This window comes from Rhodococcus sp. T2V (assembly GCF_029269925.1).
Taxonomy (GTDB): domain Bacteria; phylum Actinomycetota; class Actinomycetes; order Mycobacteriales; family Mycobacteriaceae; genus Rhodococcus_F; species Rhodococcus_F koreensis.
This window is the reverse complement of record NZ_JARJBD010000013.1, coordinates 144916-155866: the sequence shown is the minus strand read 5'-3', so window position 1 is coordinate 155866 and position 10951 is coordinate 144916. Positions and strand designations below refer to the sequence as shown.

Annotated in this window: 10 protein-coding genes and 1 pseudogene; 3 read left to right on the top strand and 8 right to left on the bottom strand. The window is 70.4% G+C overall.

Features of this window, described 5'->3' with window-relative positions:
* From P3H15_RS14265 to sucB, 4 genes and pseudogenes are all read right to left on the bottom strand, one after another.
* Positions 1-179, bottom strand: a pseudogene (locus P3H15_RS14265) (lipoyl synthase); the annotation flags it as partial.
* A complete protein-coding gene (gene lipB / locus P3H15_RS14260; protein WP_276137822.1) occupies positions 163-939 on the bottom strand; it encodes a lipoyl(octanoyl) transferase LipB in 777 nt (258 codons plus the stop codon). The gene lipB and the pseudogene P3H15_RS14265, both read right to left, overlap by 17 nt.
* A gap of 48 nt (positions 940-987) precedes the next feature.
* Positions 988-1878, bottom strand: a complete 891-nt coding sequence (locus P3H15_RS14255; protein ID WP_276137821.1) for a TIGR01777 family oxidoreductase — start codon at positions 1876-1878, stop codon at positions 988-990.
* A gap of 92 nt (positions 1879-1970) precedes the next feature.
* Positions 1971-3710 carry a 2-oxoglutarate dehydrogenase, E2 component, dihydrolipoamide succinyltransferase gene (gene sucB, locus P3H15_RS14250; RefSeq protein WP_276137820.1) on the bottom strand — a complete coding sequence of 580 codons (1740 nt, stop codon included), beginning with the start codon at positions 3708-3710 and terminating at the stop codon, positions 1971-1973.
* Positions 3711-4037: 327 nt separating this feature from the next.
* On the opposite strand from sucB, the gene P3H15_RS14245 reads away from it, so the two are divergent.
* Complete coding sequence (locus P3H15_RS14245) at positions 4038-4376, top strand: oxidoreductase (RefSeq protein WP_276137819.1); 339 nt, start codon at positions 4038-4040, stop codon at positions 4374-4376.
* 68 nt (positions 4377-4444) lie between these two features.
* Here the strand turns inward: P3H15_RS14245 and P3H15_RS14240 are convergent, their stop codons facing one another.
* A complete protein-coding gene (locus P3H15_RS14240) occupies positions 4445-5962 on the bottom strand; it encodes a leucyl aminopeptidase (RefSeq protein WP_276137818.1) in 1518 nt (505 codons plus the stop codon).
* Between the two features lie 126 nt (positions 5963-6088).
* Between P3H15_RS14240 and gcvT the strand changes: the two genes are divergently transcribed.
* The gene (gene gcvT / locus P3H15_RS14235) at positions 6089-7189 is read left to right on the top strand and encodes a glycine cleavage system aminomethyltransferase GcvT (protein WP_276137817.1); all 1101 of its coding nucleotides are present in this window, start codon (positions 6089-6091) and stop codon (positions 7187-7189) included.
* A 63-nt stretch (positions 7190-7252) separates the two neighbouring features.
* The gene (locus tag P3H15_RS14230) at positions 7253-8356 is read left to right on the top strand and encodes a branched-chain amino acid aminotransferase (protein ID WP_276137816.1); all 1104 of its coding nucleotides are present in this window, start codon (positions 7253-7255) and stop codon (positions 8354-8356) included.
* Positions 8357-8399: 43 nt separating this feature from the next.
* On the opposite strand, the gene P3H15_RS14225 is transcribed toward P3H15_RS14230, so the two are convergent.
* The 3 genes from P3H15_RS14225 to cobU are packed head-to-tail and all read right to left on the bottom strand — an operon-like array spanning position 8400 to position 10920.
* On the bottom strand, positions 8400-9140 hold the full coding sequence (locus P3H15_RS14225; protein ID WP_276137815.1) for an adenosylcobinamide-GDP ribazoletransferase: 741 nt from the start codon (positions 9138-9140) through the stop codon (positions 8400-8402).
* Between the two features lie 2 nt (positions 9141-9142).
* Positions 9143-10279: a nicotinate-nucleotide--dimethylbenzimidazole phosphoribosyltransferase gene (gene cobT / locus P3H15_RS14220; RefSeq protein WP_276137814.1), complete on the bottom strand. Its 1137-nt coding sequence runs from the start codon at positions 10277-10279 to the stop codon at positions 9143-9145.
* Positions 10276-10920: a bifunctional adenosylcobinamide kinase/adenosylcobinamide-phosphate guanylyltransferase gene (cobU, locus tag P3H15_RS14215; RefSeq protein ID WP_276137813.1), complete on the bottom strand. Its 645-nt coding sequence runs from the start codon at positions 10918-10920 to the stop codon at positions 10276-10278. Before cobU ends, cobT begins: the two co-directional genes overlap by 4 nt.
* Between the last annotated feature and the right edge of the window lie 31 nt (positions 10921-10951).

Sequence of the window (10951 nt, the reverse complement as noted above, 5' to 3'; positions counted from 1 at the left end):
GGGCCCATCTTTGCTCTCGTCTTGATCCAGTTCGGTTTGCGTTCGATCGGAGTCTCCGCGTTTCGGATCTCGAGGCGGAGCAATTTGCGTCCTTCTGGGGCCACAGTCACGACAGCGATGCTACGCCCGGCCCGACGCGCACGACGGGCCGGGGAGCGGTCGTCAACCGTACTGAACAGTAGTGAAGGTGGGCGTGGCGGACGTCTTCTCGGCCGCGGCGGAGTCGAACGTGACCCGCTCGATGTCGTGGTCGGTCACCGGGAGAGCGCCGTCCAGCGCGGCCACGACAGCGGAGGTCACGGCCGGCGTGACCTCCTCGACCGTGACGTCGCGGCCCAGTTCCCGCGACAGCGACGTCACCCCGGCGTCGCGGATGCCGCACGGGATGATCGCGTCGAAGCCCGTCAGAACGGAGTTGCAGTTGAGCGCGAAGCCGTGCAGAGCGACACCGCGCTGCACCCGCACTCCGATCGCGGCGACCTTCCGCTCGGGCAGCCACTGCCCGTTGTCGAGGGACGCCGGCAGCCACACGCCGGAGCGGCCGTCCACCCGGCCGCAGACGATGCCGAAATCGGTGCACACGGAGATCAGCGCCTGCTCGAGCCTGCGGACGTACCGCACGACGTCGACCGGTTCGGCGAGCTTGACGATCGGGTAGCCCACCAGCTGTCCCGGGCCGTGCCAGGTGATCTTCCCGCCGCGGTCGACGTCGATGACGGGCGTGCCGTCGGTGGGACGGTCCGCCGGTTCGGTCCGGCGTCCCGCGGTGTAGACGGCGGGGTGTTCGAGGAGGAGCAGCGTGTCGGTGCCCACGTTCTCGGCGCGCTGCGCCGCCAGCTCGCGCTGTCGGTCCCAGGCGTCGACGTACCCGATCGTGCCGAGGTGCTCGACGGAGATCGGGGAGGGGCTGAAACGGGCGGATTGTGTCGCGCTGCTCATGCGCTAGAGGTTACGCCGGGGCGATCGCCGCACCGCCACGAGCCGGGTTCACCGCACGAGGGCGGCGTCGAGTGCTTCCCCGATGGTGTTGTGCCGGAACCGGAATCCCGCATTCTCGAGAACCGTCGGGATCGCGCGCTGCCCGGCCAGAATGCCTTCCTGCGCGAACTCGCCCACCAGCGCGCTGAGCGCGAACCCGGGCACGATCCACGGGGCGGGGCGGTGCATCGTCCGCGCGACCGCGCCGTTGAACTGCGCGTTGGTGACGGGGGCCGGGCCGGTGACGTTCACGGGACCGGCCACGTCGTCGCGGGAGAGCACGAACTTGATCGCATCGACCTCGTCCTCCAACGAGATCCACGACAGGTACTGGCGGCCGTTGCCGAGCCGGCCGCCGAGCCCGAACGAGTACAGCGTCTTCAGCCGGCCGAGCAGGCCGCCGTGGGGGGACAGGACGATGCCGCTGCGCAGCCGCACCGTCCGGGTCTTCGAGTCGTCGGCGGGGGCCGTCGCGGCCTCCCAGTCGCGGCAGGTGTCCGCGAGGAAACCCGTCCCGGACGGCGAGGTCTCGTCGACGACGCGGTCGCCGGTGTCGCCGTAGTAGCCGACGGCGCTCGCATTCACGAACACGGGAACCCCGGCCTCGGCGACGGCCTCGGCCAGGACGTCGGTGGCGGCGATCCGGCTGTCCCGGATCAGTTGCTTGTATGCGCCGGTCCAGCGTTTGTCGCCGATCCCGACGCCGCACAGATTCACGACCGCGTCGGCGTCCGTGAGGATCCCGGTGTCGAGCCGGTCCTTCTGCGGATCCCAGCGGGACTCGTCGGGACCCGCCGACGACCGGCGGACCAGGCGGACGACGTCGTGACCGTCGCCGCGGAGGGACGAGACGAGAGCGGTGCCAATCAGCCCGGAGGATCCGGCGATGACCACGCGCATGTGCAACAGCCTCCTTCACAGCGCAGGGGCACCATCCCTGCTGGAAATGGTGCCCCTGCGAAACTACGTTCGGCTCGAAGTCCGGTGACGGATCAGAGGCCGAGATCGGCCTCGAACGCGCCCTGCTCCAGACGCTGCTTGATCGTGGTCAGGAAGCGGCCGGCGTCGGCACCGTCGACCAGACGGTGATCGTAGGTCAGCGGCAGGTAGCACATCGAGCGGACGCCGATGCTCTCACTGCCGGACTCGTCGGTCACGACCACGGGACGCTTGACGATCGCACCGGTTCCGAGCATCGCGGCCTGCGGGGGCACGAGGATCGGGGTGTCGAACAGGGCACCCTGGCTGCCGATGTTCGTGATCGTGAACGTGCCACCGGACAGCTCGTCCGGCTTGAGTCCACCGGAGCGCGCGCGCTTGGCGATGTCCGCGATGGCGCGGGCCAGTCCGGCCAGCGACAGGTCGCCGGCGTTGTGGATCACGGGGGACAGCAGGCCCTGGTCGGTGTCGACCGCGATGCCGAGGTGCTCGGCGTCGTAGTAGGTGATCTGCTTGTTCGCCTCGTCGTAGCTGGCGTTGACGTTCGGGTGCGACTTCAGCGCCTCGACGACGGCCTTCGCGAAGAACGGGAGGAACGTGAGCTTGACGCCCTCGCGCTCGAGGAAGGTGTTCTTGGCCTGCGCGCGCAGGGCCGCGATCTTGGTGACGTCGACCTCGAAGGTCTGGGTGAGCTGCGCCGTGCTCTGCAGCGACTCCCGGGTCTTCGTGGCGGTGATCTGGCGAATCCGGTTGGCCTTCTGCGTGGTTCCGCGCAGGTGGGCCAGCTCGGGGCGGACCCCGGCGGAGGCGGCTGCCGGAGCAGCGGCGGCAGGCCGTGCGGCAGCAGGCGCGGCAGCGGCGGCCGGTGCCTTCTTGGCTTCGGCGGCAGCGAGAACGTCCTGCTTGCGGATGCGGCCACCGACTCCGGTGCCCGTGACCGAGGACAGGTCGACGCCGTTGTCCGCGGCGAGCTTACGTACCAGCGGGGTGACGTACGGGGTGCTGTCGCCGGACGTCGCCGCGGGAGCGGGTGCAGCGGCGGCGGGAGCCGGAGCGGATGCTGCCGGTGCGGCGGCCGGAGCCGGAGCGCTCTGGGCGGGTGCGGGCTTCGCCGGTTCCGGGGCCGGAGCGGGCTTCGCGGGCTCGGGGGTGGGCTCGGGCTTCGGTGCCGCGGCCGGCTTGGCGGCGGGGGCACCCGAACCGATCACGGCGAGCTGACCGCCGACGGAGACGGTGTCGTCTTCCTCGGCGCTGATCTCGAGAAGCGTACCGGCGACGGGCGACGGGATCTCCGTGTCGACCTTGTCGGTGGACACCTCGACGAGCGGCTCGTCCACGGCGACCTCGTCGCCGACGGCCTTGAGCCAGCGGGTGACGGTGCCCTCGGTGACGGACTCACCCAGTTCGGGCATGTTCACCGCGGTGCCCTCGGCGGAACCGCCGCCGGACGCTGCGGGCGCGGGCTCTGCGGCCGGTGCCTCCGCGGCGGGAGCCGGCTCTGCGGCGGGCTCTGCGGCGGCGGGTGCGGGAGCGGAGTCGGAGGCGGGAGCCTCACCGGCGTCGCCGATCACGGCAAGTTCGCCACCGATTTCGACGGTGTCGTCTTCCTGAGCAACGATCTTGCTGAGAACGCCGGCCACGGGAGACGGGATTTCCGTGTCCACCTTGTCCGTGGAGACTTCGAGCAAGGGTTCGTCAACTTCGACCGTGTCTCCTTCCTGCTTGAGCCACCGCGTGACAGTTCCCTCGGTGACACTCTCACCAAGCGCTGGCATCTGGACGGAGAAGGCCATGTCTTTTGACTCCTCGACAGTTGTGTTCGGGTTGTTGAATTTTGTCGACTTGTGGTCGTGAACCATTGTGCTCGAGATGCACGTGTCTTGCGTCTACTTGCAGGTAATTCCGATTCGTCGTCACCCACTCGCTGTGTCGGCGCTCCACATCTTTCCATTGATCCGACGGGCGCGTCCGCCGAGGGGGACCCCCCGACGACTCCGGTGTGTCACCACGTAATCCCTACTGGCCGGTAGTTTTGGTGCGCGGCGAAAACCGGACGTTCGCTGGCAAACTTGGAGGACATCGCGGGCGCCGTCCCGCGCACGCACCCGAGGAGGCTCGACGTGGGGTTGTTCGACCGTTTCGCGCGGCCTCGGTCCGGCCGATCTCAGGCGTCCCCGGAGGATGCCGCCCATCTCGCGAACTGGACTCGCACGCATCTCGGTGTGGAGGCGTACGTGGAACCCCGGACGACAGTGACCGAAGTCACCGTCGTGCTCGTCGCGGCGGACGGCGAGTGGACCCGGCGCCGGGTGGGCGGCGAACGCGGCGCCCGCAAACTCGGGGAGGATCTCCGCATCCCGGTGTACGACGTCCGCAAGACCGGCTACCCGCAGCGGATGCGCGACCACGACGCCCGGCGGCGCATCGAGCGGAAGCGGGAGCGCGAACGCGACCTGTAGGCGGCTCCGCCGCCCGTGCGTGGTTGACGAGTCCACGGACTCGTCAACCACGCACGAGCCCGGAGGGCCTAACCGTTGGCGGCGATGTCCTCGATCACCGAGATCATGGTGCGCACCGGCACGCCGGTGCCGCCGCGGCCGGTGTAACCCCACGGTCCCGACGAGTTGTAGGCCGGCCCGGCGACGTCGATGTGCGCCCACTGGACGCCGTCGGCGACGAACTCCTTCAGGTACAGGGCCGCCGCAAGCATGCCGCCCCAGCGGTGATTCGTGACGTTGGCGAGGTCGGCGATCTTCGAGTCGAGGTCCGAGCGCAGTTCGGCGGGCATCGGCATGGGCCACGCGTTCTCGCCGATCGTCTGGGAGATGGCGGCGACGCGGTCGCGGAACTCGTCGGTGCCCATGACGCCGGGGGTCCGGTTGCCCAGTGCCACCATCTGCGCGCCGGTGAGCGTCGCCGTGTCGATCAGGTAGTCGGGTTCGTCCTCGCAGGCGCGGACGATGGCGTCGGCGAGGACGAGGCGTCCCTCCGCGTCGGTGTTGATGACCTCCACCGTGGTTCCGCCGTACTGGGTGAGGACGTCGCCGGGGCGCTGCGCGGTGGACGACGGCATGTTCTCGGCCATCGGCACGGTGGCGGTGACGTCGACAGGCAGTCCGAGTTTGGCGGCGAGGACCACGGTCGCGACAACGGCTGCGGCGCCGCCCATGTCGGACGTCATGTTCTCCATGCCTGCGGCGGGCTTGATGGAGATGCCGCCGGTGTCGAACGTGATGCCCTTGCCGACGAGCGCGACCTTGGGGGCGTTCCGCTTCTTGGCGGAGTAGCTGAGGCGGACCAGCCGCGGCAGCCGGGACGAGCCCTTGCCCACTCCGAGGATGCCGCCGTACCCGTTCTTTTCGAGCGCCTTCTCGTCCAGAACCTCGACCTTCAGTCCGGCGTCGGTGCCGAGTGTCTTTGCGCGGTCCGCGAATTCGGCGGGGAAGAGGTGGCTCGGGGGTGTGTTGACGAATTCGCGTGCGGTGGCGACGGCTTCGGCGATCGCCGACGAGCGTGCGAGGGTGTCCTTCGACTCCTTCGCCCGTGGGGACGACACCAGCAGCTCCACCCGGGAGACGGGCTGTGCGTCCGGGCCGGGAGCGGACTTCGCGGACTTGAATTCGGTGAACCGGTACGCGCCGAGGGCGAAACCTTCCGCTGTCGCACCGAGATCGAGCGCGGAGAGCGTGGTCGCGACGGTGCCGACGCCGCTGAGTGCCCGCGCCGCCGCGCCCGCGGACTTGCGGATCTGCTCGGCGTCGAGTTTCTCGGCCGAACCGAGTCCGACGGCGAGCACGCTGTCGACCGGCAGCGTGCCGGGTGCCGGGATGCGGGTGGTCTCCTCGGCCTTGCCGGAGGCGCCCACCGCGACGAGCGTGTCGAGCAGGCCGGTCAGCACCGATTCGTCGACGATGCCGTCTCCGAGCGCGATTTCGGGGCCGTCCGGGCTCGACGTCAGTCCGATCACCAACACGTCCACGCGCTTGCCGACGGTGCCGGCCAGTGCGAGTTGTGGTCCGAGGGGTCGGGCTGTGCGAGTGCTCACGGTGTCTCTCCTGCAGCGGTGGGGGATGAGTGGTGCCGGGTGGCCGACGTCCGTCCCGATGGTAGTGCTCCGCCGTCGTCGGCTACCCGGTGCGCGTCTACCCGGAGGTCCGATAGGTTGAGGCGCATGACCGAGGAGCAGTTGTCGCAGGGGCCCGTCCACGCAGTCCACGTCGAACTCGGGGCCACGTTCGCTCCGTTCGGTGGCTGGGAGATGCCCGTGTCGTATGCCGGCACCGTCGCCGAGCACACCGCGGTCCGCGAATCGGTGGGAGTGTTCGACGTCAGCCACCTCGGCAAGGCCCTCGTGCGGGGCAGCGGCGCCGCCGCGTTCGTGAACTCGGCGCTGACCAACGACCTCGACAAGATCGGGCCCGGCAAGGCGCAGTACACGCTGTGCTGCACGCCGTCGGGTGGAGTGATCGACGATCTGATCGCCTACTACGTGGGCCCCGACGAGGTGTTCCTCGTCCCCAACGCGGCCAACACCGCGGACGTGGTCGCGGCGCTGGCCGCCGCGGCCCCCGACGGGGTCACGGTGCAGGACCAGCACCGGGACTTCGGCGTGATCGCCGTGCAGGGGCCGAAGTCGGTGGAGGTGCTCACCGCGCTCGGCCTGCCGACCGACATCGACTACATGGCTTTCACGGACGCCACCTGGGACGGCGTGCCGGTCCGTGTCTGCCGCAGCGGGTACACCGGCGAGATCGGGTTCGAGCTGCTGCCACGCTGGGAAGACAGCGAGAAGTTGTTCCGGGCGGCGGTCGAGCGGGTTCGCGCTCACGGCGGCCAGGTCGCCGGTCTCGGCGCCCGGGACACGTTGCGCACCGAGATGGGGTACCCGCTGCACGGGCACGAGTTGTCGCTCGAGATCTCCCCGCTCGAGGCGCGATGCGGCTGGGCGATCGGCTGGAAGAAGCCGAAGTTCTGGGGCAGGGAGACTCTCGCCGACGAGAAGGCGTCCGGCCCGGCCCGCAGGCTGTGGGGCATCAAGGCGCTGGACCGCGGGGTCCTGCGCGCCGGTCAGACCGTGCTCCGCGACGGCGAGTCGATCGGCGAGACCACGTCGGGCACGTTCTCGCCCACGCTCAAGGTCGGGATCGCGCTGGCGCTGCTCGATTCCGGGTCCGGGGTGTCGGCCGGAGACGAGATCTCGGTGGACGTCCGGGGGCGCTCGCTGCGCGCCGAGGTGGTGTCTCCGCCGTTCGTGGAGATCAACACCAAGTAAGCACCTGTCGCGGACGACCTGTCGGCGGTGGGGCGGCGGAAGGCGTTCGATAAGATCACGAGCATGACAGGTGTCACCGAGTTCGTTCGCGTCCCGCATCCCGCCCCCACCTCCGACGAGGTACGGCGAGAGATACTGGCGGCGCCCGGATTCGGCCGGTACTTCACCGACCACATGGCGTCGATCACCTACTCCACGGAGCTCGGCTGGCACGACGCGAAGGTGGAGCCGTACGGGCCGCTCCAGCTCGACCCCGCCGCGATGGTCCTGCACTACGGACAGGCCATCTTCGAGGGTCTGAAGGCGTACCGGCAGCCGGACGGCGGCATCTCGACGTTCCGTATCGAGGCGAACGCCGAGCGGCTCGCGACGTCGGCTCGCCGTCTCGCGATGCCCGAGCTGCCGCAGGAGTTGTTCGTCAAGTCGATCACCGAACTGCTCGAGCTGGATCACGAGTGGGTGCCCGCGGCCGGCGGTGAGGACGCGCTGTACCTGCGCCCGTTCATGTTCTCCACCGAGGCCGGTCTCGGTGTGCGTCCGGCCGACGAGTACCGCTACCTGCTGATCGCCTCGCCCGCGGGCGCGTACTTCCCGCGGGGGGTGAAGCCCGTCAGCGTGTGGCTGTCGACGGAGTACGTCCGGGCCGCACCCGGCGGCACTGGTGCCGCCAAGTTCGCCGGCAACTACGCGGCGTCGCTCCTCGCGCAGGCGCAGGCCGCCGACGAGGGTTGCGACCAGGTGGTGTGGCTCGACGCGATCGAGCGGTCGTACGTGGAGGAGATGGGTGGTATGAACCTCTTCTTCGTGTTCGGATCCGGATCCGACGCCCGCCTCGTGACGCCGTCCCTGTCCGGTTCGCTGCTCCCGGGGATCACCCGCAACTCGCTGCTGACCCTCGCGATCGACGCCGGTTTCGCGGTGGAGGAGCGGCGGATCAGCACCGACGAATGGCGCACCAAGACGAAGTCCGGCGAGATCACCGAGGTGTTCGCGTGCGGAACGGCGGCGGTCATCACGCCCGTCGGCCGGGTCAAGTCCGCCGAAGGTGAATTCACGATCGCCGACGGCGAGCCCGGCGAGGTCACCATGGCCCTGCGCGACACGCTGACCGGCATTCAGCGGGGAACGTTTGCCGACACCCACGGCTGGATGACCAAACTGCGCTGAGCCGTTTCGGCGGTCGACTGCGCTGAGCCGTTGCGGCGGTCGGTCAGGAAGCGAGACCGATCGCCGAGACGGTGACGGTGATCTCGAGCGCGGCTCCGAGCACGTCACCGTTCAGGCCGGCGAATCGCCGGACGCAGTGGGCCACCAGCAGTGCGGTGAGTGTCATCGCGACCGCCACGACGACCGGTCCCTGCCACCACGGCGACGTGCACCACGCGGCCGCCGCGAGGAGCGGCACGGTCCAGGCGAGTCCGGTCCACGGCGACTGGGTTTCGGCGACCAGCGCGCCGAACCCTTCCGTGGAGGACGCGGGGATTCCGCGGCGGCAGGCCAACACGACCGCCACCCGCCCGGCCGCCACGGCGACGGCCACACACGCGAACTGTCCTGCGACGGCGAGAGATCCGAACGCCAGCCCCTGCGCGCCCAGGCAGATCACCAGGGCGCACACCCCGAACGGTCCCGCACCACCGCTGTGCATCACGGCCCGCGCCCGCTCCGGCGGCCCGTAACAGCCGAGCCCGTCGACGGTGTCGGACAGTCCGTCGACGTGCATGCCGCGGGTGGCGAGGGCGTGCGCCCCGACCGTCACCAGGCCGGCGAGGGCGGGGTCGAGACCGGCGGACACGAGCAGCCACAGCAGTCCCGCGGCCAGGGCGCCCAGCGCGATCCCCGTCACCGGCGCCGCGCGGATCGCGCGGCCTCCCGCCGCGCGGTCGACGGTGTCCGGTCCGCGCAGGGGGAGGACGGTCAGCCAGGAGAAGGCGAGCAGCACGCCCGTCACGGTTAGCCCGCGGTATCGACGGCGGAGTCGGTCCCGGTGCCGGAGTCGGTCCCGGTTTCGGAGCCGTCTTCGGCGTCGCGGGTGCTGACCCCGGCTTCCGCGAACGTCGCCATCTCCGCGAGTGTCGCGACGGCGCCCTGCAGGATCGGCAATGCGGTGACGGCACCGGACCCCTCGCCGAGTCGCATGTCGAGTTCGAGGAGAGGGTCGAGTTGCAGATGCTTCAGCGCGATCGTGTGGGCCGGTTCGGTGGAACGGTGGCCGGCCAGCCACCACGCGCGGGCGCCGGGCGCCAATTCCTCCGCAACCATCGCGGCCGCGGTCACGACGACGCCGTCGAGGATCACCGGCGTCCTGCGGGCGGAGGCCTGCGCGAGGAACCCGGCCATCGCGGCGAGGTCGGCGCCCGACACCGTGCGCAGGAGCGCCACCGTGTCCCGGACCACCGGCCGGGCGCGGCGCATCGCGTCGCGGATCGCCGCCGTCTTCCGGATCCAGCCGGCGTCGTCGACGCCGGTGCCCCGGCCGACGGCCGCGACCGGTTCGGTGTCCGTCAGCGCGGCGATGAGCACGGTGGCCGGTGTGGTGTTGCCGATTCCCATGTCGCCGGCGATCAACAGGTCTGCGCCGGAATCGATTTCGGAGTCGGCGATCGATCGGCCGGCCTCGATGGCCTTCAGGGTCTCTTCGTGTGTGAGCGCGTCCTCGCGGTCGATCGTCCCCGACGAGCGCCGAATCTTGAACGCGGACACCGACGGATCCGTGTCGCCGTCGACCGACAGGTCGACGACGCGCACGCTGGCGCCCGCCCGGTTCGCGAGAGCGTTGACGGCCGCCCCGCCGCCGACGAAGTTGGCGACCATCTGCGCTGTCACCTCGGGCGGATACGCCGAGACGCCGGTCCGTGCCACGCCGTGGTCGCCGGCGAACACCACCACCCGTGCCCGTGCGAACGGGGTGGGTGGGCAGACGCCCTGGCAGGCCGCGGCCCAGCACGCCAGCGTCTCCAGACGTCCGAGTGATCCGGCCGGTTTGGTGAGCTGAAGCTGACGGGCCTCGGCCTGCGCGCGAATCCCTTCGTCGGGTGGGGTGACGGGTTCGAACCGACCGGGGTCGGTGCTCACGGACTCGCTGGTCACGCTTGGCCTCTCGCTCGAGTGGAGTCTGCCCCGCACGACGCACGTGGGGGATCGTCTTTCAGGGTCATGGTCAGCCCGGCCACGACGAGGACCACGCGATCGCAGACCTGCGCGAGCCGCGCGTTGAGGGCGCCGATCTCGTCGCGGAACAGGCGACCGGACCGGGTCTCCGGGACGACGCCGAGCCCCACCTCGGGGGTCACCAGCACGAGTGCCCCGCGGTAGTCGCGGACGCTCGCGACGAGGTCGTCCGTGCGGGGCCCGATGGTGCCCCGCGGCGAATCCCAGGCTGCCGCGCCGTCGAGTTCGACGGTGAGCCAGGTGCCGAGATCGTCGACGAGGGTGGCCGTGGCGTCGGTGCGGGCACGCAGTTGATCGGCGAGGTCGCGACGGTGCGCGGTTTCCACGGTGACCCAGCTGTCGGGGCGCCGATCGCGGTGCTCGGCGACCCGGTGCTCCCAGTCCTGGTCGTCGGGGTCGCGGTGGCTGGTGGCGACGTAGCGCACCCGGCCCGCCCCGGCCAGGGCCTGGGTCAGTTCCTCGGCATGGGCGGATTTACCGGACCGTGCACCACCGAGTACCAGCGTTCGCGAGGGCTGGTTCGGGTGACCCGGGTGGTCCCGGGGATCGGCGGTGGGCACGGAGGGAAACGCTACCAACCCGCCGACGTGG

Excerpts from the sequence above, each read along its gene's own strand:
- lipB (WP_276137822.1), bottom strand. The coding sequence starts at position 939 with ATGAGCAGCGCGACACAATCCGCCCGTTTCAGCCCCTCCCCGATCTCC.
- gcvT (WP_276137817.1), top strand. The coding sequence starts at position 6,089 with ATGACCGAGGAGCAGTTGTCGCAGGGGCCCGTCCACGCAGTCCACGTC.
- P3H15_RS14230 (WP_276137816.1), top strand. The coding sequence starts at position 7,253 with ATGACAGGTGTCACCGAGTTCGTTCGCGTCCCGCATCCCGCCCCCACC.
- sucB (WP_276137820.1), bottom strand. The coding sequence starts at position 3,710 with ATGGCCTTCTCCGTCCAGATGCCAGCGCTTGGTGAGAGTGTCACCGAG.
- P3H15_RS14255 (WP_276137821.1), bottom strand. The coding sequence starts at position 1,878 with ATGCGCGTGGTCATCGCCGGATCCTCCGGGCTGATTGGCACCGCTCTC.